Genomic DNA, 24603 nt, shown 5'->3' with positions numbered 1-24603 from the left:
ACGCAGCTTGCGTGGTTGTTCGAAGCTCAACTTTTCACTTTTTACTTACCCCTTTTCACTCTGCTGCTTCTACCCGCCTGATCTGTACTTCTACACGGAGTTCCCTCGTCCCTTTGCCGCGGAAAGTGCCGCTCACGGGCTTGATGTCCCCGTAGTCACGACCGACGGCGAGTTTCACGTAGCGGGTGTCGGGGATGCGGTTGTGCGTGGGGTCGAAGCCCTTCCAGCCGTAGCCGGGGAGGTAGACTTCCACCCAGGCGTGGCTGGCCTCGATCTCGTCCGGCAGGCGATTTGGATTGAAGAAATAACCGCTGATGTACCGGGCGGGAATGCCGTGACTGCGGCACATGCCCAGCATGACGTGGGCGAAGTCCTGGCAGACGCCGCGACGGCTCAGCACCACCTCGGCCGGGCGGGTGTTCACCGTGGTGGTGAACGGGGTGTACGTGAAGGTCTTGTAAATGTGGCGCCCGACGGTGAGCGCGTCCTGCCACAGGTCACTCACGCCATTGGGCAGGGCATCGATGGATTCACGCCACACTTCCTTGTCCAGGGAGACGAAGTGGGAGTCGTTGAGGAAGTCGAAGTAGTCCTCCACCTCAGAGTGGTTCTGCAGGGCGGAGGGGGGATTCACCGCGGGGATGGAGCCGCGGGTATCCGCTCGGGTGGCGACACGGGAGATGGCCTCCACCTCGAGCCGGGCATGCTTCTGTGGCACGTCAAAGTAGTGCACACAGTTTCCGTAGAAATCGGGGTAGTCCCGCAGGCTGGTGGCCGTGGGCTCGACCCGGAGATGGAAATCCTGACACTCCTGGGCGGTGTCGCTGACCGGCTGGAGGCGAGCTTCATTGAAGCTGTCCCAGACGTCGTCGTGATAGTCGTAGCGCGTCAAATGACGCACACTCAGCAGTAGAGGGTCCGTCCATTCATAGTCTTGGGTGCTGCCTTCGGCGGAATCACTCATGCCGCCGGCTGTTGCTGCTGCTGCATCTCCTGCTGATGCAGCCGGATCTCCGCCTCCATGTCAGTGGGGGGATGGTACATGAACTCCTGATAGATGAAGTCATCCAGATGGTCGATGGTGCGCTGGATGTTCCCGAGGAACTCGTGCAATCCGAGATTGAAAACGTCGTCGATGCTGAGCGTCCGCATATCGCCGATGAGTTTTTCAAAGGCCTCCTCTTCAGGGGTGTTGCAGACGCCGTTTTCCGTCTCGGTGAGGAGATGGAGGTACTGGTAGAGCCGCTCCAGACTGTAGCGGATGGAGCGAGGGAAGGAGGGGGAGAAGATGAGGAACTCCGCCACCTTCTTGGGCAGGATGTCCGACATGTGGAAGCGGCGATACGCCTCCAAAGCACTGGCGGAGCGCAACACGGCCTGCCACTGGGCGGCATCCACGGCACCGCCGACATCCGACACGCTGGGCAGCAGGATGTGGTACTTGATGTCCAGGATGCGGGTCGTCTTGTCGGCGCGCTCCAGGAACTTGCCAAACTGGATGAACTCGTAGCCTTCATTTCGGGAGAAGGTGGAGTTCGTGAGCCCCTGGAAGAGGTGGGAGTACTTCTTGATCTGGTCGTAGAACTCGTGGGCACCGCTGTCCCAGATCTCACGGGCATTCTTCGATTTCAGGAAGAGGTAGCACTCGTTGAGCGCCTCGAACATCTCCAGGGAGATCTGATCACGGATCTGACGGGCGTTCTCGCGGGCGGCAAAGAGGCAGGAGATGACGGAGTTGGGGTTCTCCTCCCGGAAGGTCATGAACTCCGTGACGGTGCGGCTGTTCGCCACCGTGTAGTGCTTGAAGAACGTCTCTTCATCTCCGGCGGAGCGGAGAATCGGGAGCCAGTGCTCCTTGAGTTGCTCATCGTCCAGATGGGAGAAGTCCAACATGAGCTGGAGATTCACATCCAGCAGGCGCGAGATGTTCTCGGCCCGCTCGATGTAGCGGCTCATCCAGTAGAGAGAGTTGGCCACCCGCGACAGCATGATTTCGCTGCCGCGATGTGCGGTGACAGGGAGCTGGGAAAGGGGGAGGGACATGCGAGGTGGTGAAGCGCTGGGGAAGGCGGGAGATTCAAGACCTGGGCAGACAGGTCTTTGGTAGCGGAATGGAGGTCGGGGTCAATCTTATTCGTTGTCGTGGAGGACCCAGGTGTCCTTGGAGCCGCCCCCTTGGGAGGAGTTCACCACCAGCGACCCCTTGCGCAGGGCCACCCGGGTGAGACCACCGGGGGTCACCTTGATTTTCTCGCCAAAGAGGATGTAGGGGCGCAGGTCCACGTGCCGACCTTCGAAGTCATCGCCCACCCAGGTGGGGTGGCGGGAGAGAGAGATGGGAGGCTGCCCGATGAAGTTGCGGGGATTGGCGATGATATTCTTGCGGAACTCCTCGATCTCCTCCTGCGTGGCCCAGGGGCCCATGAGCATGCCGTAGCCGCCCGCTTCGTTGGCAGACTTCACCACCAGCTTCTCCAGATTCTCTAGAATGAATTTCCGGTCCTGGGGCTCGCTGGCCAGGTAGGTCTCCACATTGGGCAGGATGGGGTCCTCGCCCAGGTAGTACTTGATGATCCGCGGGACGAAGTAGTAGATGACCTTGTCATCCGCGATGCCGGTGCCGATGCTGTTCGCCAGGCTCACGTTGCCAGCGCGGTAGGCATTGACCAGCCCCGGCACACCCAGCAGGGAATCCGGACGGAAGACTGAGGGATCCAGAAAGTCGTCATCGATGCGGCGGTAGATCACATCCACGGGCATGAGGCCGGCGGTGGTGCGCATGTACACCTTCAGATCGCGGACCAGGAGGTCGCGACCTTCCACGATCGGGATGCCCATCTGGCGGGCCAGGAAGGCGTGCTCGAAGTAGGCGCTGTTGTACACGCCGGGGGTGAGCAGCACCACGTTGGGCTTGTCGCTCCCAATATTATCTGGGGTGACGTAGTTGAGCACCTTCCGCAGATCGGCGGCGTAGTTGTCCACACCGCGGACGCCCGCAGATTGGAAGAGATTGGGGAAAGCGCGCTTCAGGGCCGCACGGTTCTCCAGCATGTACGAGGCACCGGATGGGCAGCGGAGGTTGTCCTCCAGCACGAGGTATTCGCCATCGCGGCCGCGGATGAGATCGGTGCCGCAGATGTGGACGTAGATGTCCTTGGCCACATTGCAGTTCATGAACTCCCGCCGGAAATGCTTGGCCCCAAGGATGTAGTGGGGCGGGATGACGCGGTCGCGCAGGATCTTCTGCTCGTGGTAGATGTCGTGCAGGAACATGTTCAGCGCCTGAATGCGCTGAATGAGACCCTTCTCCACCCGCTCCCACTCAGCGGCGGGAATGACCCGGGGCATGAGGTCGAAGGGGAAAATGCGCTCGGTGCCTTGATTGTCATTATACACCGTGAAGGTCACGCCACCGCGCATGAAGGCGAGGTCCACGGCCGTCTGCCTTCGATGATAGTCCCCCGGCTCCAGGCGCTGCATGCGATCCAGCACCTTGCGGTAGTGAGGTCGCACAGCGGCTTCCTCGTCGAACATTTCGTCAAAAAAGTTTTCCTTATCGTAGCTGTCGAGCAGCATGGGCATGGGAGGAGGGGTGCGGGTTAAATGTATTTAACGGAAAGCAAAAAAGGGGCCAAGTCCGAAAATGGATGTCTCTTCCGATCTTGAGCGGCGGGGCTGACTGGCTAGAGTGAGGGGATGCACCTCCAACACGGCATCCACCTCGGCTACTGCACGAACATTCACCGCGGCGAAACTTGGGCGCAGACCTGGCGCACCCTGGAGGACTATACCCTGAGGGTGAGGGATCGAGTGGCCGGGGGCAAGCCCTATGGCATCGGGTTGCGTCTGGGGGAGCAGGCCTCCCGGGAGCTGGCCGAGCCCTGCCAGCTGGCGGAGTTTCAGGAGTGGCTGGAGAAACACAATTGTTATGTCTTTACGATCAATGGATTCCCCTACGGCAACTTCCACGGCGAGCGCGTGAAGGAACAGGTGTTCAAGCCGGATTGGACGTCCAAAGATCGGCTGGAGTACACCAACCGGCTGTTTGACATCCTTTCCCAGCTTCTCCCCAAGGGCATGAGCGGCAGTGTGAGCACCCTGCCGGGTTCACACAAGGAATTTGGCATTGGCATTGATGAATTGGAAGCGATCTTCGCGAACCTCAAGGCCTGCAGCGAGCACATCCAGAGCATCTGCGACCGCACCGGGCAGGATCTGCATCTGGGCCTGGAGCCCGAGCCACTGGGGCTGGTGGAGACGAGCGGGGAGCTGCTGAAGTTCTTTGGCCTGTATGTGGACCAGTACCCGGGCGACCGTACTTTCCTGAAGCGTGTGGGGGTGAACTATGACTGCTGCCACCTCGCAGTCGAGTTCGAGGAGGCAAACGAGGCGCTCAGCCGCATCCACGATTCCGGCATTCGCCTGAGCAAGCTGCACCTGAGCTCAGCGCTCAAACTCAAGCCCACGCCGGAGAACCTGGACCGCCTGAAGAGTTACGATGAGCCGGTGTATTTCCACCAGGTGATCATCCGCGAGGGCGACACGCCCCTGCGCCGTCTGCGCGACATTCCGAATGCCATGGAACTGGCCGCGAGCATGCCGTATGAGATCGGCGATGAATGGCGCGTGCACTTCCACGTGCCGCTCCATGCCGAGCCGAGCGGCGGGTTCTCCGATACCAAGGACCACATTCTCGGCGCCCTCGACTGGCTGGCGAAACACCCCACCGCCTGCCAGCATCTGGAAATGGAGACCTACACCTGGGAAGTGCTGCCCGAGGAACTGCGCACCGGCGATGTGGTGGATCAGCTGAGCGCGGAGTATGCGTGGACGCTGGGTGAGATGGGGAAACGCGGGCTACTGTAGGCAATGAAAAAGAGGGGTGCATCACGGTCAGATATGCCGATAGATCACCCGAATTTCGGTGCCAAGCAGAAGTCGAAGCTTCTCCAATTGTCCCGTCGACAATTTACCGATTTTTGGGTTCATCGCCTCCACGATGAATCGTGAAAACCCTTGATCAAAATCGTAAATCAATTCCGCCAGGGACGCCCTGGAATGGCAACAAGGCGTTTGATCCAATCCCAATTGATAGCCGTCACCCTCGAAGTCATCCGACATTCGGTCCGACCACCAATCAAAATCTATCGCTGCATTGCATCTTGGGCAGCAAATGGATTCGAGATTGCTGCCGCAGTCGTGAAATTGTATCTTGTTGTCAACCCGGACGTCTATTCCGTCACTCTCAGGAGCTATGCTCGCGAGGTAAGCCGCAGCAGCTTTCCCGTGGTGCTCAGATGGCACAAAGTGTGGATCTTTAGGAATCAGGGCAATCCAATTGTCGGACATGATGCAGAGGATGATTGTACTGTCAAGCCTGCGCCCCGCTGTCAACTCCCCTCCACAAACGCTGCCAGCTTTCCAAGCGACATCTGCCAGCCCAGTTCATTGTCGGATGGGGACACACCATCTGGCACGCCCTCGTGAACGGCGTGAAGGAGGGTGCCTTCCTCTGTCTCGACGAGGGTGTAGGTGATGGTCATCTCTCCCTGCAGAGTGGGGTCTGCTGTCTCGAACACATCCACCTCAACGACCTTTTCATCGGGAACCAGCTTCGCAAACCGACCATGATAGGTGTCAGTTTGCCGGGTGGTTTTGCCGGTGTCAGTGGGCTGATCGTAGGTGAGGGAGATGCGAAAGGTGCCTCCCTCGCGTGCCTCGAAAGTGTGCACCTCACAGGTCATGCCATTGGGCACCTTCCAGTGGGGGATGGCCGAAGGATCTATCAAGGCGCGGTAAACTGCGGCACGTGGCGCAAGGATGCAACGGCTGACGCGTGTGGTGCTCATGGGCGAGGTGGAGATTGGGCAGGAAATTGGAGCGCGCGCAGTTTCCCGAAGAGGGTGTCTTTGATCCACGGGCCCATGCTCCATGCAGACGTGAGTAGGGCAATCCAGGCGAGGTAGCCCTGAACGGGAAGATTCACATTGGTGATGTCATTGATGGCAAAGAAGCCCGAGTGCAGCAGGCTTTGGTAAGTGGCACCGCCGAAGTAGAGGATCAGGAGGGTAGTGATCAGAGAGGTCCATGCGGCCCGGCGGGAACAACTGAGCAGCGCCGCCAATGCGACGAGTATATAGGGACTCAAGTACGAAAGGGGGAAATAGAGGTGCTCGGGGATGGGTTTGAAGGCATCGAGCGAGTAGTAGAGATGCTTGAGTTCGTAACCCGACTGGTGGCCGTGGTAGGCTGTGTACATCATTCCTCCGAGCAGTCCCGCGAGGGCGAAGACGAACGAGATCTTTTTCAGAGTGGCGGTATCCGAGTTCATCCGGTGGATGAGATACGTCCCGGGCGGACTCATCCTGGCTGGATAAAACGAATCGAATTCCCATCTGCATCGCGAAGGTACATTTCGCGATTGCCCCACGTTTGATCGTGAGGCGGGAGCTCAAAGGTGGCCCCCTTGGCTTTGAACTCCTCGTAAAGGGCATCAACGTCACGCACTTCAAAGGACGCCACCCCTCCCGCGACGCCGTCTCCTGAGAAGGAGGAGACGTGTAGTCTCACGCCGTCACGCTCGAATCCGAGATAGCCGGGATCTGCAGCAGGTGCATGGGGGCGGTACTGCCAGGCCAAGGTAAAGCCGAGCTGGGTGCCATAGTAGATCTCCGCGGCCTCCGAAGAGGAGACGTGAAGGAGTGGGGTGGCGGAAAGAAGGTTCGGCGAGGACATGAGGTTGGGCGGGATTCGATGTTGTACGGATGGACCAAGCGTGTTGCTGATCTCGATCATTTCGCGGGCGCAAGCCGTCGTGACATTGCCGCAAACGAGATGGAAACATCAAAGTAGAAGGTGGTTTCAGTGCCGTCGCGAAGCTTGACCTTCATCTTGTCGCAAGGGTGCTCCAGCGTTTGTTCAATCAGCTCGGCGCCAATCTCATCGAGGAAGTAGTACTCCTCTGAAACGGAGATGACTTTGAACGCGGTCTTCGCGGTGCGGCCGTCTCCTGAGGAAGCAATGGAATGGATCAAACCGTAGAAACAGTGCCAATGGTAGGTGAATCCCGCCCAGTCGCCGGCCGCCTTGAGAGCTTGCGCCCGGAGAAAGTGGACATCGGCGTCAACCGGGACCTTCTCCAGCCAGGCCTTTGACAACTCAATGATCTTGGCCCGATCCTTGGCCTTGGCGGCCGTCATGATGGCCTCTCTCGCTTCATCTCTCGACCACATGGGATGGAAGTCCGGTTGCGCGGCAAAGGCCATGCGTAGCTCTGTAAACTCTTCACCGGACGGGAGTTTGGGTGCGCCCTGAGGTTTGGGCTCAGCCTGGCAAATTTGGATGGCTGCAAAGGCGGTCAACGCGAGGAGGAATGGCTTCATGAGACGAAGGGGGGAGGAGGCGATCAAAAGACGCGCGCTTTGATCGTTGGGAGATCCTATCGAATAGCGATTTCCGCTCTCGAGATCAATCCGAATCCGCGAAGTGGCGGACTTCATCGTCTTTGGGTGCTGACAAGCCTCCCACGTCTTTGCGGCCACGATCCTGGCGGGAGCGTGGTGAAACGAGCTTCTCCGTCGGCTAGGTCGTTAAAACTAGCCTCCCAATGGTGACGATTCCCTCACGTGGCTGGGAGATAGTCACGGGAGGGTGCTTGACCTACTTTTTCAGGGATGCCTTCAAGCTCTGATGACGAACTGTTGCTCACTGCTCAGAGGTTCGCCGTCGTATGCCGCAGCGGTGTGGGACTCCGTCAGGTGGGCGAGTTTGGCGCTGGCGCGCTCCACCTGGTCCAGGAACAAGGTCCAGGCGGCCTCGAACTGGCTGTATTCCAGGTTAGCGAGGGAGAGGTGATGTTCTAGAACCACGGTGCCGTCATCAGGGGCAATGGCGAAAGCGGGGCCGGATTCAGCATGAAGTTTGACATTGGTGACCAGCATCCGACGGAGCGCGGAGGGAGGAAGTTCGTTCGCATCTGGATGAACCTGCGCACTGAGGATCAGTTCGCCACTGGACGGATCATGGGCGACCTGCACCAGTTGGCCTTCGCCCACGCGCAGGGTCAAGCTGCCCTCGTCATCCAGAGTCAGGCCGGGGACGCCGACGGAGTGGGAGAACTGTTCGATTAGTGATTGGGCGGTTTGAAAGGATGACATGGGGAGGAATGGGGGCGTAGAGATAGGCTGGATTGAATCAGATCAGAGGGGTGTCTTCGCTCTCCTCGTTTGCGTCGGAGGATCCGTCAGAAGCCCTTTCTTGCAGAGATTGAGATACCCGCGGACGGTCATTCAGAGTGGCAAAGATCTTGCTGGCTTCATCGATCAGGGCCTGGTCCTCTGCGGTGGGGGGAGGAGGGGGAGTGCTGGGAGGGAAGAATTCCATGGCGATGCGGTGATGGATAAATGGAGCGTGGCGGCTCTCCGTTGCTACTTGAGGATGATCGTCGCCTGGGTGACTCCGGGGTCGACTGTCTTGCCAATTGGGTTGGTCGAGCCGCCGTAGTCAACCGTTCCATGCCGAGACACGATCTGGAACGTATGGTTGGGGGGATAAAGCACCTCCACCTCTTCGGGGAACTTGGAGAGAAAGCTGACGTCATGACCACCAGGGCTGTGGATGGAAAACTGGTGGCTGCCATCGAACGATTTCGTAGCGGAGGTGCTGGTGAAAGCTCTGTCCGTCATGGTTCCGCCACGCACACAATTTTGATCTTTGTCCCTTGGCAAATCGGTACCTCTTGAGACTGGGCCATCGTAGGGAGGCAGCTTGCTCAACCCCTGGACGCAGAGGTCCGTGGTAGTCCGAGTCAATTGGGAGATGGGGCCGTTGCGGAGTTCATCATTGATGATGGCATAGTCGATCTGGGTGTACGCGTTCAGTGCGACAAGTTCGTCGGTGGAAAGCAAGTCGGCACGTGGGTCCCAGCCATTGGCAACAATGTTCGTGAAAGTGGCCTGGAAGTATTCGGGAAATCGGCCTGGTCCCATCTCCGAATGCAGTTGGGAGCCCCGACTTTCCTCGTACCGCTGGACGAGTTTATTGGCGGTGTCGATGTGGGCATCGGTGATCTCCTCGTTTTCCTTCAGAGAGAGACATTTCAGGATGGCTTTGGCCGCCCGGTTGTTCTCATCTGGGGTACCTTGTAATTTGGAAGTGATGGCACTACGAAGCGCCGCTGCCGAAGGGCTGAGCTTGTCGTCAATCTCCACCTTGGTCATCGCCTGCTGCAGCGGGACATAGGTGCGCCCGTCTTTTGCGGCTCTGGCTCGGGCGGCGGCTTCTGCTTTTGCAGCGGTTTGTTCAGCTGCGAGGTTCTTTGCAATCTGGCCGTCCCGGATTTTCGTGTATTTGTCCCGGTCGGTGACCATCTCATCCGCCTTGTCCATGGCCATTTGCATCTTGCGGGAGCTCAGCGGCTTGTCTGGCGAAAGCTGCAGTTCCTTGTAGAGCACGTTGACTGCTTCCTTGCTGCCCAGCTTGTCGGTAAGGGCCTGTTGGAAGATTTTCTGGTAGTTTTGCTCCTTGGGCGTGATGCCGTCTTTGTTCTTCACCCAGGAGACAAATCGGCCTCCTACGCTCCGGTTGCCGACGTGATCGCGGAGCGCCTCCATCCGTTGGTCGGGGGTTGCGCCCACTTTGGTGCCAAATCCAGTGCGGGGCCCTGTGACAGAGGTTGGGTTCATAAGCGTGTGCGGCGTGAGTGGTGGAGACGTTCTGGACGGGGGCTAGGCTGTCACGTAGGTGTTCGAAGTGTGGTAGGAGCTTCCATGAGCAGCAGCTGACTCAGCATTCGCATTGCTCGCCGCAGACCACGTGTCTGCCGTGTTCACAAAATCCTCGACCACCTGGCGGAACTCCGGGTAGGTGAGTTGGCCCGGGTTGAAGGTGCGCAGCAGGACAGGCTTGCCTTGGGCCAGACCAAACACCGCTTCCCGGGTGCCGCGACGCAGGAAATTTGCCTCCAGAAGCCGGCGGGCGAAGGCTGGGGAAAGCTCTTTGTCCTCTCCCGCCAGAGGGGTAGTCAGCGTCATCTGGCCGTCGTCCAATGTCGTGATCTGGAGGGTGAGCCTGTCATCCACGGTGATCGAGGCACTCAGTTCGCCAGCGTCAACGGGGAGGTCAAACTCTGCCAGCAACTGCTGGAAGTAGATGAGAGTCGTGGTGGCAGAAGCGTCGGTCATGGCAAAGGGGGAGTCGGGGGCGGTGATGGCTGGCAAGAAGGCTTTCATCCACACTCTTGTCGTCCGAACTGCAAAGTAACCAAAAAAGTGACGAAAACGTTAAGTAGCAGCTCGAAGCAATTTTGGCGCGGCCAGGGATGTATGAAAAAACTAGAAAATCAGCGAGTGGGGAATCAGCGGGCGATTGAGGGGTGAACTCCGCGCGGCATCGGCGGATATGGGTGTTACCATATCATCGAAAATCCCGGCCGCGGAATTGCGCCGTGTGTCCGGGGGAGGGTAAGCTCTTTTCATGGTGATGCGCAGTGCCCTCCTTCTCTCCATCAGTCTCACTGTCGTCGGACAGGCAGTGGCAGCGGAAACGCTGTACAACAACATCGAGCTTCCGGACGTCTGGCCGCCGCGGGACATGGATGCTCGTTCCCTCGAACCGATGCGGGTCCCCTATCTGCAGCATCCTCCGCAGGTGATCGCCATCGATGTGGGCCGGCAGCTGTTTGTGGATGATTTTCTTGTCGAGTCCACCAACCTGAAGCGCACGTTTCACACGGCGAAGAAGTACGAGGGCAATCCTGTTTTCAAGCCGGAGACACCGCGTGAACTGGCCGCTTCCACTGAGTGGGAGAAGGACCAGGAGGCGATGACTTTCCTGGGCCAGGGGGGCGTGTTCTACGATCCCGCGGAAAAGCATTTCAAGATGTACTATAACGCGGGCTGGCGGGGGCCGCTCGCGCTGGCCACCAGCACGGACATGCATCGCTGGCAGCGACCTGAGCTAGGACTGGCCGGAGGAAACACCTTGCTCCCGAATGGGCTGCGGTGGACAGGTGCGGCTCTGACCACGGGCGGGGCGGACAACAGCGTGTGGTTTGATCTGGATGCCAAGCCCGAGGAGCGGGTGAAGTACATGACCTGCTGGACCCAGGTGCCCAAGGATCAACGGGTGACCGGCGTTACGCACACGCTGCATGTCTCCGATGGAGCCAAGAAGTGGTCGGATGGGGCACCCACCGGGCATGCCGACGACTACTGCTCTTTCTTCTACAATCCCTTCCGCCAGAAGTGGTGCTACAGCATCAAACGCGGCGGCCCTCGGGGGCGGTCCCGCTGGTACTCAGAGAACAGCGACTTCATGCGCGGAGCCGATTGGGCGGGAGCCGTGTACTGGACCAATGCCGACCGGTTGGATGCGCCGGAGCCGGAGGGACGCTACCCCGGAGCAGGAGAGACTCCGCAACTCTACGGGCTCAATGCCGTCGCCTACGAGAGCCTCATGGTGGGCGTGCACTACGTTCATCGCGGGCCGAAGAACGAGATCTGTGATCGGGGCAAGTTCCCGAAATTGATCGACCTCGAGCTGGGCTTCAGCCGGGATGGTTTTCATTGGGATCGCCCGGACCGTCGGGGCTTCATTGTTGGGTCTCGTACCGAAGGCTCATGGGATCGCGGGTACTTGCAGAGCACGACCGGGGTGTTTGTGGTGATGGGGGATCAGCTCATCTTCCCGTACATGGGTGCATCAGGCATCGCGCCCAATGGGAATCGCGGGATGTACACTGGCGGCGCAGTGGGGCTGGCCACGCTGCGCCGGGATGGCTTTGCCTCCATGGATGTGGAAGCCGGGAAAGGATCTGGGCTGCTTGCCACTCGCGCAGTGAAGTTCAAAGGGGGGCACCTGTTTGTGAATGCCGCGACAGGCAAGGGAGAGCTCTGGGCCGAGTTGGTGGATGATGCCGGCAAAGTGGTGGCGGTCTCGAAGAAGCTCACGGGAGATGCCACAAAGCAGAAACTGGACTGGGTAGATCGGCCGGACGTGGCGGAGTTCGCGGGGCGCGCTATGCGTCTTCGGTTTCATCTTACCGCAGGGAGCCTGTATGCCTTCTGGATCACCCCTGATGCCGGCGGTGCCAGCAACGGATATCTCGGCGCAGGTGGGCCGGAGTATGGTGGGGTGAGGGATGTCGGAGCGAAGTAAGGCGTGGAGAGGGCGTTAGGTCGGATTGCTCTGTGGTGTCGCCGCGGGAGTAGTACGGACGTGCAGTCCGGCTGTAGGAAGGGAGGGGGTGGCGTGATCGAGTGGTGAGCGTTCTGCGGTGTTTGGGCGCGAGTCGGTTCGGCGACTGAGCCGGTTGGCACAACCGGACTACGCCTGTTAAGCTACTCGGGAGTGGCTTGAGTCAGTGGGCTGGAGTGGTATCGGGGAGGCGTGCCTGATAGGTCTGGCGGGTTACTCCAAGCTTCTTCGCGGGCGCGGTCCGGATGTGTGATCCGGTCCGGCTACCGAGGGAAAGCACAAGAAGTGTTGCATGAAGATTCCTAGGAGGTTCTCCAAAGTTTTCCCGACGGCCCGTTTCTCGATGAACGCTCGCCTTCTCATTCTGTCTGCCTCACGTATGCGCTGTTACCTCGTCGCTGTGACCCTGGTGTTTGTAATGATGAGAGGTGACATTCAATGTTCTGATCCGAAAGATACCATCGTGCTTATTGATTCAAGCCAGCCCAAATTGCGACGGGAGGCTATCATGATGGGGATCCACGCGAACGGTGGAATATGCTCGGACATGGGACTCACCACGTACGAGGAGATGGCGAAGACGTTTAAGATCTGGAGAGACGGTGGGACAGAGCCTGGTGTCATGTTCTACTTGTACCCCAAACTGAAATCGAATTCAGATCTCGCCAAGGTCCGGCAGCTCATGGACTTTCTTCGAAAGCACAAGGTTGGGTGTACAGTTGAGATTCACGCTGTGGATGCGAAGCCAGATGCCGTGCTGACACAATGAGGGATTGGCCAACATTCTAGCTATCCTCATGCCGCCTGCCGCCGCTTGCTGAACAAGCCGTAGCGTGGGCTGGAAATGTAGGCGAGGGCAAAGATGACGCCCAGCACCAGCACGATGGTGGAGCTGATGTGCCAGCCCAGCGGGTAGCTTAGGAAGAAAGCAGCCACGGATCCCAACATGCCGATGATGCCGCCGCCAAGGAACAAGGCCCGGGCAGAGTTGGAGAACAGATATACGGTGGCAGCAGGCGCCACGAGCAGGCCCACGCTGAGAATGCAACCCACCGCCTGCAGGGAGGAGATGAGCACGAGGATGACGATGCCAAAGGTGGAGTAGTTCAGGAAACGAACGGGCACACCCAGGCTGGCGGCGACATTGGGCTCAAACAAGAAAATCAGCAGCGGGCGCTGCATGGCGGTGAGCATGAGTACCGCGAGCACGCTGATGCCAAAGGCGATCCACAGGTCAGAATCCGCCATCCCAACGATGCTGCCGAAAAGCCACTCATCCAGCTTCTGCCGGATGTTCAGGCGGGTGAGGACCAAATACCCTGCGGCAAATCCCGCGGTGTACAAGATCCCTAAAGCAGTGTCTTGATCGATGCGGGAGGTCCTTGCGACAAACAGTGACCCCAGCCCGATGAACATGGCGGCAAACAGAGCTCCTGCCAATGCACTCCACTGACTGAGCCCGAAGAACAACACTGCCAATGCGATGCCCGGCAGCAGACCATGGGAGAGAGTTCCCACCTTGAGTGCACTCTTCCTCAACACCACAAAGGCGCTCGTGAAGCCGTTGGAAAAGCCGATCATCGCGCATGCCAAGAGGGCACGCTTGGCGGACGGCTCAGAAATAAAGTCAGCGAAAGTGGACACTTCGGGAAATGAGGAATGATGAATAGGAAAAGGTCGATGGAAGGAGCGGGCAGCAGCGGCTGAGGGACGCGCAAAGGCAGGGTTGGAGTTCCGCCTTCAGGCGGTGCATTCAGCTGCTATAGGTCTCCTCAATCAGCTTGTCAGAGTAGACTTCCTTTACAGGGCCGAAGGCGAATTGCTTTTTCTTGATGACCAGCACTTCGTCGAAAATGGCTGGGACAGACTTGAGGTCATGGTGGCTGGCAATCAGCAAGCGCCCTTCGCGGGTGAGTTCTTTGAAGAGGCGGATCAAGGTCTCTTGAGCGGGCTTGTCCAAGCCAGTAAAAGGCTCATCCAACAACAAGACGTGGGCCTCCTGGGCCAGCGCACGGGCGATGAAGGCGCGTTGCTGCTGTCCGCCGCTCAAAGCGCTGATCTGGCGCTTCTGTAGATCTTTCAAGGCCATGGCCTCCAGGGCCCGCTCTACGATCTCCTCGTCATGCGCCGAGTACTTCTTCCACCAGCCAAGATTGGGGTAGCGTCCCATCTCCACCAGACCACGGACGGTGATGGGAAAGTTCCAGTCCACATCGCCACGTTGGGGCAGGTAGGCCAGTTCGTGGCTGCTGCTGACCAATGGACTGCCTCGCCACAGGATGCGGCCGGAATCAGCCTTGAGCAGGCCTGCCAGAGACTTCAGCAGGGTGCTTTTGCCAGCACCGTTGGGGCCCACCAGCGCGACGCTTCGACCGCACTCCGTCGCGAAGTTGATCTGCTCAAGTGCCAGCACCTCTTTGTAACTGACTTTCAGATTGCTGACTTCGAGCCGGTGGTGAGCCGGGCTGTGGGTGCTGTGACCCCAACAAACGTGCTCGTGGGCTCCACTGCCACCGTGGCTGTGGCTGTGTGCATGAGAATGTGTCTGTGTTTCTTGTGTCGCCTCCATGGGTCAGTCTTATGATGTTTACCACGTCAACGAGCACACATCTCCCAGGGTGGAATCCACCGACCAGAGTGTTTGGGAACGAAGAGATTTGCCATCCGGTTCCACCTCCACTGCCACCGCTGTGGAGGGTGTGTTTTCTGGCCAGGTTGCATTGACCAGAAGTTCCAAGCCCTCCTTCGGCACCACCATTTTCGTGGCGACCTCCATCGCAAGCGAAGGAGAAGTGGTCTTCTCGCTCATCAATACTTGATTCCCCTGTTTCACCTCCACCGTCGTCGGTAAGTGGGCAAAGCGGAGCCTCACAAAGGTCTTCACCGGTTCCTGCGTGTCTTCCGGCAGCTCTCCTGAAATCCATGTCGCCACTGTCGTTGGGCGTGCAAATGTCAGATGGGACAACGGCACTGCGATCAGCCCGAAGGCGATTATCAGAAGCAGGAGATGGATGGGAGGGAATCCTCGCATGGAAATGGCAGAATCCGATGAAATGGCGGGTTGTCCAGCACCAGAAGGCTCAGGGCTTCAATGCCTCGACGATCGCGGTGACATTGTGGCGGAACATGGCTTCAAAGGTGGTGGCATTGCTGGAGGTGCCGTCTGCGATCAAAGGGGTTCCCACCTTGATCCCTGTCTCGCGCACGATTTCCTGCAACACTTTGGGGTTGGCCTGATCCTCGGGGAAGACAGCGCGGATCTTGTTGTCGCGGATGGTCTTGATCGTCTCGACCACGTATTTGGGGGTCGCTTCGTCCTCGCGGCCAATCCCGAGCACGGGCACGCTCTTGAACCCGAACTCCTTGCAGAAGTAGCTGAAGGAGGCGTGCGCTGTGACCAACTTCCGGTCAGACTTCGGGATGGCAGTGATTTGCTGCTGAGCCCAACCCTTGAGGGTGCTCAGCTTCTTTTGCACTGCTTCCGCATTCGCCCTGTATGCATCCGCGTTGGAGGCATCAGCGGTGGCAAATTCATCGGCGATCACGCGTGCGGCCCGCTTCATGTTGTCCACGCTGTGCCACCAGTGGGGATCAATGCCACCTGCGGCGTGCGCTGGGCAGCACAGGAACAGGTCCCCGCCAGCTTCAATCTTGATAGAAGGGATAGGGCGGCCCACCTCGATGATTTTGGTTCCACCTCCTACGGAGTCGCTCAGTTTGCCAAGGTAGCTTTCCAGGTGCTTGCCGCTTGCAAGGATGAGAGCGGTGCCCTTGAGATTGCCGAGATCTTTGGAAGTCGGCTCGAAGTGGTGGGCATCCCCGCCTGGTTTGAGGAGATCGATGACCTCCACTTTGTCGCCGCCCACTTGACGGGCCAGATCACCCAGCAGGGGATGCAGGGTGGCGACCTTCAGCGCGGCCTGGGCTGGCAGAGCTACAAGAAGCGCCGCCAGGACGGGGAAGAGCATGCTGCGAAGGGAAATTTTCATCGGGATGAAGAGTTGGGATTAAGGGATACGATCGACCTGGACGAAAATAGCAGGCCAGAGATGCTCCAGCCTGCCATGGGGCGTTATAAAGATTTGAAAATCAATATTTAACGAACTTCTGATCCACCCCAGTTAAACCCGACCTGCCCCCAGAGGCTGTGCTCATCGCCGAAGTCGTTGGAGTGGTCATAGTTGTACTGGGTGCGGAAGTAGAGGGTCCGGTTCTTGTTCAGGTACCAGGTGACGGAGGGGCTCAAACGGAATCGTTCATCCAACCCCGCTGCGGCGATTCCTTGGACATAATCTCCGCGCAAACCGAACTCGATGCCGCTGTCGAAGCCGTAGGCCAGGGCGGTGTACATGCCGAACTCATCCAGCGTGCGCCGGGCCGGAGCTTCGTGATCGTGGTCGTGATCATGATCCTCCTCGGCATGGTGGCCGGCTTCCTCATGTTCATGGTCGTGGTCATGCTCATGTTCGTGAGCCTCACCCACGGCACCAAAACGGCGGTACATCGCCTCCGTGCGCCAGCGGAAGTAGCGGCCGCCTGCCTCCAGGCCATTCTGCCGCCAGAGATACTCCAGGTGCACGCCGTACACCTGACTGGTGCGGCCAAACTCGTTGTCCCCCCAGGCTCCGCTGGCGCCGTAGCGGAACTGGTGAAAGTCGTTGTAGTTCCACTGGTTCGTCCAGTTCGCCGTCACGAAGGTGTCACTGAAGAGAGAGCCCTCGGCTTCGAAGAGGGCTTCTTCGGAATGCTCGTGCCCCTCATGTTCGTGCTCATGCTCTGGGGCCACGCCCACGCTGACGCTGAGGACGGAGGTCCAGGAGACGGGGAGAGTCCAGCTCACCTCACCGCCGATGGTGTAGAGACCGTCATCCCCCAGGAACCGGCCGTTCACCAGTGAGCTGTCCACAAAGTCCCAGCCATGCATGTGGATGGGGTTCTGCAGGCCGAACCGGCTCAAATACCGGCCACCGCGAAGCTCCAGGCCGCCGGGCAGGTTCTTGATCTTGCCAAACCATTCCTCGAACTCGCCATCCCAGTCGTCCGTGGCGCGATCATAGTAGAGGTGGTAGGTGCCAAAGCCCTCCACATACTCACCCGCGCGCAGGGAGGTGCCAAACTCAAAGCCCTGGATGGTCCAGCCATCGCGCTGTGGATCATGGTGGCCGGCACCGAGATGCTCTACCTCATCCGCCGTAGTGCCGCCATACACACTCTGGAAGTGCACGTGGGGGAAAAGGAAGCCTCCGATGTTGGCTCCTTCGCCGGTGAGCCAGTTCACCTCTGGCTTGGCGGGGTGGGAGTGGGCAGGGGCCTCTACCGGGGTGCCAGCCTGGGCCAGCGTAGAGAGGGTCAGGACACTGAACAAGGCGGGCAGTCTCATCGCAAAGGCAGGGCGGGAGGTGGCGGTAGATACAATCATAGTGCGTTTGGTTATCGCCGTCCACTTTCTCCTGCAATTTTCTTGCATCAAGCATTAACTGCAATGAATTTGCGTTAATGACTGCGAGAAGGGTATCGAACGAGAACGCGGAGCTGGAGGCGGGCTTGGATGTGGCGGTGATCGGGGCCGGGCCCGCCGGGCTGGGGTGCGCACTGGCGCTCCAGGCCTGCGGCGTGCAGCGCATGGCCATCTTTGACCGGTGTGAAGTGGGGGCCTCCTTCGCGAGATGGCCGCGGCAGATGCGGCTCATCACCCCCAGCTTCCACAGCAACCCCTTCCGCCAGCCGGATCTGAATGCCATCACGCCCAAGACATCACCGGCCGACTTTCTGCACGGGGAACATCCTAGCGGCCGGGAGTATGCCCAGTACCTCAGGGCCGTGGCCGCGCACTATGAGCTGCCGGTCCGGGAGGGTACGGGGGTGAAGGAAATAAAGCCAAACGGCACTGGGTTCGAGGTAGCCACGACAGAAGGCGCGGTGCGCGCCCGGAACGTGATCTGGGCGGCAGGTGAGTTCTCCCGCCCTGACCACGGCGGCATCAAAGGGGCGCATCATTGCCGCCACAATGGAGAGGTGGTGGACTGGAAGCTTCTGCGGGGCACGGAGTACACGATCATCGGCGGCTATGAGAGCGGCATTGATGCCGCGGTGAATCTCGCCTGGCTGGGGAAGAATGTGAAGGTGCTCTCCCGTGGCGAACCGTGGCATGTGAGCAGCCCGGATCCCAGTGTGGCCCTCAGCCCCTACACGATTGACCGGCTCAAGGCGGCGCTGCTGGATGCGCCGGGAAGCATCCACTTCTACAAGAACGCGGACATCTCTGAAGTCACCCGCCAGCGCGGCCGGTGGCGGGTGCATGATCGAGCCGGGGGAGTGTACGAGTCCGAGACCGCTCCAATCCTCTGCACCGGCTTTCACTCGGCATTGCAGCCGGTGCGCCACTTGTTTCATGAAGCGAAGGGCCAGTTGATCTTCAGTGAAGCGGCGGATGAAAGCACGCTCACGCCGGGCCTGTTCTACAGCGGGCCTTCCTTGGTTCATCGCGGCAGCAGCTTCTGTTTCATCTACAAGTTCCGCTCCCGTTTTGGCGTGGTGGCGCGTGCGATCGCGCAACGTCTCGGCTCGCCATGGGAGACGGCACTCCGCCCCTGGCAGGAGCATGGGTTCATGCTGGAGGACTTGTCCTGCTGCTTGGACTGCCAGTGTGCGGTGGCTGCCACAGGGCAGGAAACACCGGAGGTCGCGGAGTATGAGACCCTGAAGGTTCGGGAGGTGCCTGCGCATGTCTGAGCCTGCATTGACGATCGCACCCAATGCGCTGCCTCCGCGGCTGAAGGATGTGGCCACTGGACTGTACCTGCAGATGTACTACTGGGGCCGGGACGTGCTGCACCCAGGAGGGAATCTGCTGGTGGAGCATGGGTTCCGTCGCATTGCGAAGGAAGGAGTGCATGGCACCAGCCGCTATCAGCGGGAGCTGGAAGGTGGGATCCTCGAACTGCACGGCCATCTGGCTGGCTGGTACCCAGCGGAGGGGGCCGGGCCGGGCATGATCTTTGTTCGGCAGCGTCGGGTCTGTCAGCTCTGTGGAGAGGTCTTGCCGGTGCGGGCAGATCGGGTGGAAGAGGCTCGCATCTGGACCCCTACGGGAGTCTCGGAGTGGGGCCACTTGGCGACCGTCACCGGCACGGTCCTGAGATGGCTGGTGGAGTACGAGGAGTGGATCGCCTCCCATCTGGGGAGTTGCCACCGCGCTGCCCAGTACCGGGAGTATCAGATGCTTCTCAAGCGACACTGGTGGTTGCCGCCGGAAACGGCGCGGAACTGGTATGCCGCCTTTGTTGTGGAAGCTGGCACCGTGCCCAGAGCCCGGGCCTGGGGACGGAGAAGTCGGGAGGTTGGCTCATGAACCGCGCACACGTGGCTGTGTCTCCCTCCGTCGTGCTGGCAGGGCTGGAGTCAGCGGGGAAGAGTGCCCTCTTTCGCGGGCTCACCGGGCATGCGGCCGGCGACGAGGCCAACTATCGTGGATCCACGGTGGTCTGCCGACGATGTCGGGTGCCTGATTGCACGTGTGAGGTCGTGGATACACCTGGCATCCGTACTGCGGCGGATGCTGAAACCACACGTGTGGCCCTGGCCGAAACGGAAGGGGCCGATATCGTGCTGCTTGTGGTGCGGGGAACGCACCTGATGCGGGAGATGGAGACCCTGTTGCGGGAGCTGGACCTGCAAGGCAGGCGCAGTGCCGTGGCGGTGACCTTCAAGGATCTGGCCCCGGCCTCGGTGCATGCCATGGTGCAGCACTACCAGCAGAGGCTGCAGGTGCCCGTGGTCCTGGTGAATGCCCGTGAACTGGGAACCGGGGAACGGCAGGCGCTGCTGCTGGCCATCGAGCAAGCCCGGCCGCCCGAAGCCCGATTGTTGGAACATCCGGGGACGGTCAATGGACTGCGGGAGGAGCGGGATCCAGCCGTCACTTGGTTCGAGCACGCAACACTCGGTCCCGTGCTGGCAGCGTCGCTGGCGGTGGGCATGTTCGCCGGGCCGGTCTATCTGGCATGGCTGGCCGCCACCTGGCTGCAGCCGGTGGTGGAGACGTTGCTGATCACGCCTGCGCAGGCATGGGCCGCGGCACTGTCTCTGCCTCACTGGCTACAGGCTCTGTTCACCGGCAGCTATGGTCTGCTGACCTTGGGGGTGTATTCCTTCCTCTGGGCATTTCCCGTGGTGTTGCTGGTCGGTATCAGCGTGGCCGTGGTGGAGGAGACGGGATTGAAGGATCGCATGGCCGCCGCACTGGATCCCTGGCTGCGGCGCATCGGGCTCGACAGCCGGGATCTCATGCCGGCGCTGACGGGATATGGCTGCAATGTCGTCGCTGTGCACCAGAGCCGGGCCTGCGGAGCCTGCTCCCGCCAAGCCTGCGTCTCGCTCATCGCGTTTGGCAGTGCTTGTTCCTATCAGATCGGCGCCACGCTCAGCCTCTTTGGTGCTGCGGGCAGGCCCGGGCTGTTTCTCCCGTATCTTCTGTTGTTGTTCCTCGTGGGGGCGGTGCACACACGGCTCTGGCACGGGCAAAGGCATGCGCATCGTCCGGCGTCATTCACGCTGACCGAGCGGGCCTTTCTGCAATGGCCATCTGTTCGTGCAATCTTCTGGCGGGTCCGGGCGATCCTGAAGCAGTTTCTCCTGCAGGCCATGCCGTTGTTTCTGGGAATCTGCGTGGTGGCCGCAGGTCTGGATCAACTGGGCGTGCTCACCGGAGTGGGCCAATGGCTGGCACCCGCCCTCCAGTGGGTCGGGCTGCCTGCAGAGGCCGCCACCGCGCTGGTCCTCTCCGTGATTCGCAAGGACGGCATGCTTGCCCTCAATGCAGGGGATGGAGCCACCCTGCTTGCCATGAGTGGCCGACAGGTGTTTGTCGCCGTGTGGCTGATGTCCACCTTCAGTACCTGCCTGGTGACGCTGTGGACGGTGCGCCGCGAGCTGGGCTGGCTCGCGGCGTGGCAGTTGTTCTGGAGGCAGATGGTGACAGCAGTCGTCAGTGCGATTCTGATATCGCAGGTTTAGTCCAATGCCGTCAGGGAAAAAGCTCGCGAGGTCGACTATCTCGCAGGCGAACGAGCTGAGGGCTGAAAACGCCGGGCTGATTCAGGGAAGCTCATCGTGGGCAGGTATGATGAGGCCGGGCCTTCAGCCCTCAAGGTTTGTTTGGTCATCTATTCCTTGGGCGTTGCCCAAGGCTGCAATAAAGCCGGACCTTCGGCCCTCCTGAGGTGGCATTCCTGCACCGGTATGGCGGATGCACCATCGCGACTGCTCTTGGCACTCAGGCGGCCAACCCGGCAAGATCATCCGTTTCGCTGATGGCATTGAGCACTAGCCCATATCTGCAAAACGCGCTGAGAGGTGTTCAGCGCCGACGGCGGAGGAATGCAAGGCAGAGACCGAGCAAGGCCAGCAGGGACTTGCCCGGTTCTGGCACGGCTCCGGTGCTGTTGACTCCAAAGCGGAGGATGAAGGGATCACTGATACTGAAGGTGCCATCTGCCAGCAAGGTGCGGGCATCGAAGGTGAGGTCATAGATCCCTTCACTGGTGAAAGCCCAGTTCATGTGGCTGTGTTGCCCGGGGGCCATGTAGAAGACATCGTCGGTCCCGTTCGTGGCAATGCCATCGGACGTGTCCATCCAGACATTTGGCGTGCCAAAGGATCCGCTCACCCACAGGGCGAATTGGTTGTTCGTGCCTGTGCCGGTGTAGGTCACATCCCGCAGGCGGAGCTCCAGCCACTTGCCGGATCCGACGCTGGCGTGGGCCGGGTCCCAGGCCAGGAGGCTGGAGGTGGAGGTCTCCTCCGTGTTCAGGCCCATCCACACGGTGTTGGGAGTGGCCGACTGGGTTTGGGAAATCACCCAGATGTCACTGCCCGCAGGGACGCCCAGGAAGTCCCAGGTGGCGCCGGATGGTCGCGAGAGCCGGCTACCGGAAGGGGCGAGGGCACTGCCAAGATAGAACAAGGTGTCGGTGCCTACCGGATGATCGGAAGCAGGCACGGAGCCGGAGCCGTCGTGATGCACCAGGACGGACCAGTCACCAGAAGCGTTGACGTTGTAGCGCAGGTCGGCGTGTCCCGGACCCAGCACGGTGGCGGCGTGGATCGAGGAAATGAGCAGACCGCAAGACACCGCCAGGACGGAGGTCTGACGCACTATGGGTGAGCAGGGGAGCAGGTTCATTGGGGGGATGAGGCAGGATTTGCAAAGTTGTGGCCGCTGGTGATCCATGACTGGATCTGTGCCGCGGGGAGGTTTTCCACATGACCGTCGGCAAAGAGGTAGTTTGCGGAACCCTTCGTCCGATCCGGACCGTGCCAATCGCCACGGAAGGCGTCTGGTTGGATGTCCGTGAGCATCCTGCCCCATGAGTCCCAGCTCTCAGAATGGGTGTGATCATTCCCGTAGCCCACCCCTTTGGAAAAGTTGATGATGAAGGCCAGCGGCGTGGTCGCGGGGGACGACAGTTGGTTGAGGTTGGTGAAGCCTCCCAAGCTGCGGCCAAAGGGATCCTGCTGCGCGACCGTGAGGTAGCTGTTCAGCACATAGCTGGTGCCGTGGGCCTCCAGGCGTTCCTTGCCCTTGGGATCGGCGGGGCAGATCCTCACCTCGTCCACGTCCGCCAGGTATTCGGCCAGGCTGAACACCCAGGAGGACGTGTGGTTGGACGCGTCCAGACCGTGCGAGGTCATGGGGAAGTCGCCGTGATGATCCTGGCCATAGCCCAAGATGGCCACGCCCAGCTGCCGCTGGTTGCCCATGCATACGGCCTGTTGAGTCTGCTGGCGAACGACGCCTGCTCCCGCGAGCACCAAGGTGGCCACGAGGGCGACGATCACCACGGTGACCAGCAGTTCCATCAAGGTGAAGCCCGCGGGAGGTGAGTCAAGTTGGGTTCGATCTGTAACGCAACTTATTTGCATGAAGGCTTGATTGCCTCATGCCCCGCAATTGATCAACTGCAAATGCAATTTAATTGCATGAAGGCGTGGCGATGGCCGCGCCTTCATGGAGCGTCACCCTTCCGCCACGTAGCAGGCGAAGACGCTGTTGCGATGCAGCACCTCCCAGGATTTGAACCCGACTTCGCGGCACAGGTTCAGCTGGTAGGGGAGTGATCGGGGTGTGTCCTCCTTGTCGATGTAGGCGAAGACTTTGTCTCGATAGTCAGGGCCACCCAGGCCGGTGAGGTAGTCGCCATAGCGGTCCCACATGATTTTCTGGATGGCGGGATCTTCAAACGTGATGAGATCGGCCACATACAGGCGGCCGCCCGGCTTCAACCACCTCCGGATCTGCCGGAACACGTGTTCCCAGTCAGCATCGTCCCGCAGGTGGTGCAGCACCGCCCCGGCCACCACAGCATCGAACTGTGATGCCTCGAACTCCAGGGTGCGCAAGTCAGCTTGCGTGACGTGCACGCTGGCGGCGTGTGCGGTCGTGGCGCGGTCGAGCGCCCGCGTCAGCATGGGCTGGCTCAAGTCCACCAGGTGGCAGTGCAGAGGGCCGGTCTCCTGCATGATGCGCAGCGTCATGTTTCCCGCTCCGCAGCCCAGGTCCAGCAGGGTATCTCCGTTTCGCAGATGACTGCCCGCGGCTTTTGCGATCAGCTCCAGCACCAGGGGCGCGTCCACGGTGGCCTGCTGGCCGGTTTCCAGTTTGCTGAAGCGCTCCACATCGTGATCAAAGCGGATGCGGATCTCCTCCAGAGTGGACTTTTCTGCCAGTGGAGTGGGGGAGGAAAGGGGCGGATGCATGGAAGGATGGAGGGCTGGTGTTGAGTGGGCATGGGCTGAATCGTTTGATCCGGAACCCACCATCAAGCTGCCCTGCTTCTTGTGATGTGGAATTGCTATGACCCTATCATAGTGATACGATTTGCGTATGACGCGTTTGGAACGGCCGGAGATGAGGGAGTTGGAGTGTTTCCTGGCGGTGGCAGAGCACTTGAACTTCTCCCGGGCCGCCCGGAGTCTGGGGCTGTCCCAGCCGCCCCTCACGCGGCACATTCAGGCGCTGGAGGGGAGGGTGGGCTGCCGGCTGCTGGATCGGGATACCCATTCGGTCTCGCTGACAGAGCCGGGCCGCCGGTATCTGGAGGATGCGCGGGCGGCGCTCGCCATTCTGGACCGGGCGGCCGAGAGTCTGCGACTCGCCAGGGAGGGCGTGACGGAGCGGCTCCGTCTGGCCTTTGTTGGGGCCTTGCTGGATGAGCCGCTCGTGAGGTTGTTCCAGAGGTTCCGAGAAACCCACGCACGGTGTCACTTGGAAGTCACCGATCTGGCACCTGCTGCTCAAGTTGAGGCGATTCTCTCCGGCGAGCTGGATGGAGGCTTCATGGGAGCGCGACCGGAGAAAGTGCCGCGGGAGCTTGATCTCACCGTATGGCGTGAGGAGGAGTTGCTCCT

Annotated in this window: 27 protein-coding genes; 7 read left to right on the top strand and 20 right to left on the bottom strand. The window is 60.1% G+C overall.

The features are described from left to right. Positions 1-55: 55 nt before the first annotated feature. The 3 genes from BV106_RS31215 to BV106_RS31205 form a co-directional block, all read right to left on the bottom strand. Positions 56-964 carry a transglutaminase family protein gene (locus BV106_RS31215; protein ID WP_051946614.1) on the bottom strand — a complete coding sequence of 303 codons (909 nt, stop codon included), beginning with the start codon at positions 962-964 and terminating at the stop codon, positions 56-58. Further along, complete coding sequence (locus BV106_RS31210) at positions 961-2043, bottom strand: alpha-E domain-containing protein (RefSeq protein WP_050029769.1); 1083 nt, start codon at positions 2041-2043, stop codon at positions 961-963. The genes BV106_RS31215 and BV106_RS31210 overlap by 4 nt, the downstream gene beginning before the upstream one ends. An 87-nt stretch (positions 2044-2130) precedes the next feature. Next, entirely contained in the window at positions 2131-3582 is a 1452-nt protein-coding gene (locus tag BV106_RS31205; RefSeq protein ID WP_038171438.1) for a circularly permuted type 2 ATP-grasp protein, read from the bottom strand. 114 nt (positions 3583-3696) lie between these two features. Here BV106_RS31205 and eboE point away from each other — a divergent pair, with 114 nt between their 5' ends. Next, a complete protein-coding gene (gene eboE / locus BV106_RS31200) occupies positions 3697-4866 on the top strand; it encodes a metabolite traffic protein EboE (RefSeq protein WP_038171436.1) in 1170 nt (389 codons plus the stop codon). Positions 4867-4893: 27 nt separating this feature from the next. On the opposite strand, the gene BV106_RS39045 is transcribed toward eboE, so the two are convergent. From BV106_RS39045 to BV106_RS31155, 9 genes are all read right to left on the bottom strand, one after another. Then, positions 4894-5349, bottom strand: a complete 456-nt coding sequence (locus BV106_RS39045) for a hypothetical protein (protein ID WP_265596270.1) — start codon at positions 5347-5349, stop codon at positions 4894-4896. 41 nt (positions 5350-5390) lie between these two features. Then, positions 5391-5849, bottom strand: a complete 459-nt coding sequence (locus BV106_RS31190) for an SRPBCC family protein (protein ID WP_038171434.1) — start codon at positions 5847-5849, stop codon at positions 5391-5393. Continuing rightward, positions 5846-6331, bottom strand: coding sequence for a hypothetical protein (locus BV106_RS31185; RefSeq protein ID WP_265596269.1), 486 nt, complete (start codon positions 6329-6331; stop codon positions 5846-5848). Before BV106_RS31185 ends, BV106_RS31190 begins: the two co-directional genes overlap by 4 nt. 29 nt (positions 6332-6360) lie before the next feature. Beyond that, entirely contained in the window at positions 6361-6735 is a 375-nt protein-coding gene (locus tag BV106_RS31180) for a VOC family protein (RefSeq protein ID WP_265596268.1), read from the bottom strand. Positions 6736-6791: 56 nt separating this feature from the next. Continuing rightward, on the bottom strand, positions 6792-7382 hold the full coding sequence (locus BV106_RS31175) for a DUF4919 domain-containing protein (RefSeq protein WP_038171430.1): 591 nt from the start codon (positions 7380-7382) through the stop codon (positions 6792-6794). A 297-nt stretch (positions 7383-7679) separates the two neighbouring features. Then, positions 7680-8156, bottom strand: coding sequence for a type III secretion system chaperone (locus BV106_RS31170; protein WP_038171427.1), 477 nt, complete (start codon positions 8154-8156; stop codon positions 7680-7682). A 37-nt stretch (positions 8157-8193) separates the two neighbouring features. Further along, positions 8194-8382 (bottom strand): hypothetical protein, encoded by a 189-nt coding sequence (locus tag BV106_RS31165; protein ID WP_038171426.1) that lies wholly within the window; start codon positions 8380-8382, stop codon positions 8194-8196. Between the two features lie 44 nt (positions 8383-8426). Beyond that, a complete protein-coding gene (locus BV106_RS31160) occupies positions 8427-9683 on the bottom strand; it encodes an ADP-ribosyltransferase domain-containing protein (RefSeq protein ID WP_038171425.1) in 1257 nt (418 codons plus the stop codon). 42 nt (positions 9684-9725) lie between these two features. Further along, the gene (locus BV106_RS31155; RefSeq protein WP_265596267.1) at positions 9726-10181 is read right to left on the bottom strand and encodes a type III secretion system chaperone; all 456 of its coding nucleotides are present in this window, start codon (positions 10179-10181) and stop codon (positions 9726-9728) included. 298 nt (positions 10182-10479) lie between these two features. Here BV106_RS31155 and BV106_RS31150 point away from each other — a divergent pair, with 298 nt between their 5' ends. Beyond that, positions 10480-12156, top strand: coding sequence for a hypothetical protein (locus BV106_RS31150; protein ID WP_063768036.1), 1677 nt, complete (start codon positions 10480-10482; stop codon positions 12154-12156). Between the two features lie 418 nt (positions 12157-12574). Beyond that, complete coding sequence (locus tag BV106_RS31145; protein ID WP_265596266.1) at positions 12575-12964, top strand: hypothetical protein; 390 nt, start codon at positions 12575-12577, stop codon at positions 12962-12964. Between the two features lie 26 nt (positions 12965-12990). Here the strand turns inward: BV106_RS31145 and BV106_RS31140 are convergent, their stop codons facing one another. The 5 genes from BV106_RS31140 to BV106_RS31120 form a co-directional block, all read right to left on the bottom strand. After that, positions 12991-13839 (bottom strand): metal ABC transporter permease, encoded by an 849-nt coding sequence (locus BV106_RS31140; RefSeq protein ID WP_038171422.1) that lies wholly within the window; start codon positions 13837-13839, stop codon positions 12991-12993. Positions 13840-13948: 109 nt separating this feature from the next. Beyond that, positions 13949-14764, bottom strand: coding sequence for an ABC transporter ATP-binding protein (locus tag BV106_RS31135; protein WP_038171420.1), 816 nt, complete (start codon positions 14762-14764; stop codon positions 13949-13951). Positions 14765-14782: 18 nt separating this feature from the next. Further along, positions 14783-15226 (bottom strand): hypothetical protein, encoded by a 444-nt coding sequence (locus BV106_RS31130; RefSeq protein ID WP_038171419.1) that lies wholly within the window; start codon positions 15224-15226, stop codon positions 14783-14785. A gap of 49 nt (positions 15227-15275) precedes the next feature. Continuing rightward, positions 15276-16184 carry a metal ABC transporter substrate-binding protein gene (locus BV106_RS31125; protein WP_038171418.1) on the bottom strand — a complete coding sequence of 303 codons (909 nt, stop codon included), beginning with the start codon at positions 16182-16184 and terminating at the stop codon, positions 15276-15278. A gap of 107 nt (positions 16185-16291) precedes the next feature. Further along, positions 16292-17614: a hypothetical protein gene (locus tag BV106_RS31120; protein WP_265596265.1), complete on the bottom strand. Its 1323-nt coding sequence runs from the start codon at positions 17612-17614 to the stop codon at positions 16292-16294. 77 nt (positions 17615-17691) lie between these two features. On the opposite strand from BV106_RS31120, the gene BV106_RS31115 reads away from it, so the two are divergent. The 3 genes from BV106_RS31115 to BV106_RS31105 are packed head-to-tail and all read left to right on the top strand — an operon-like array spanning position 17692 to position 21210. After that, the gene (locus tag BV106_RS31115; RefSeq protein WP_063768034.1) at positions 17692-18927 is read left to right on the top strand and encodes an NAD(P)/FAD-dependent oxidoreductase; all 1236 of its coding nucleotides are present in this window, start codon (positions 17692-17694) and stop codon (positions 18925-18927) included. Continuing rightward, a complete protein-coding gene (locus BV106_RS39040; protein WP_038171416.1) occupies positions 18920-19546 on the top strand; it encodes a hypothetical protein in 627 nt (208 codons plus the stop codon). Before BV106_RS31115 ends, BV106_RS39040 begins: the two co-directional genes overlap by 8 nt. Further along, positions 19543-21210 carry a nucleoside recognition domain-containing protein gene (locus tag BV106_RS31105; RefSeq protein ID WP_038171415.1) on the top strand — a complete coding sequence of 556 codons (1668 nt, stop codon included), beginning with the start codon at positions 19543-19545 and terminating at the stop codon, positions 21208-21210. Before BV106_RS39040 ends, BV106_RS31105 begins: the two co-directional genes overlap by 4 nt. A 343-nt stretch (positions 21211-21553) precedes the next feature. Here the strand turns inward: BV106_RS31105 and BV106_RS31100 are convergent, their stop codons facing one another. The 3 genes from BV106_RS31100 to BV106_RS31090 form a co-directional block, all read right to left on the bottom strand. Then, positions 21554-22378 (bottom strand): choice-of-anchor M domain-containing protein, encoded by an 825-nt coding sequence (locus BV106_RS31100; RefSeq protein ID WP_038171414.1) that lies wholly within the window; start codon positions 22376-22378, stop codon positions 21554-21556. Beyond that, entirely contained in the window at positions 22375-23118 is a 744-nt protein-coding gene (locus BV106_RS31095) for a type II secretion system protein (RefSeq protein WP_081892481.1), read from the bottom strand. Before BV106_RS31095 ends, BV106_RS31100 begins: the two co-directional genes overlap by 4 nt. Before the next feature lie 93 nt (positions 23119-23211). After that, positions 23212-23952 carry a class I SAM-dependent methyltransferase gene (locus BV106_RS31090; RefSeq protein WP_038171413.1) on the bottom strand — a complete coding sequence of 247 codons (741 nt, stop codon included), beginning with the start codon at positions 23950-23952 and terminating at the stop codon, positions 23212-23214. Positions 23953-24079: 127 nt separating this feature from the next. Between BV106_RS31090 and BV106_RS31085 the strand changes: the two genes are divergently transcribed. Continuing rightward, positions 24080-24603 (top strand): LysR family transcriptional regulator (locus BV106_RS31085; protein WP_265596264.1); only part of this gene is annotated, 524 nt, incomplete at its 3' end.

The organism is Verrucomicrobium sp. BvORR106, from assembly GCF_000739655.1.
Lineage (GTDB): Bacteria > Verrucomicrobiota > Verrucomicrobiia > Verrucomicrobiales > Verrucomicrobiaceae > Verrucomicrobium.
Note: the sequence above shows the minus strand (reverse complement) of the source record. Positions and strands in the feature narration are given on the sequence as shown.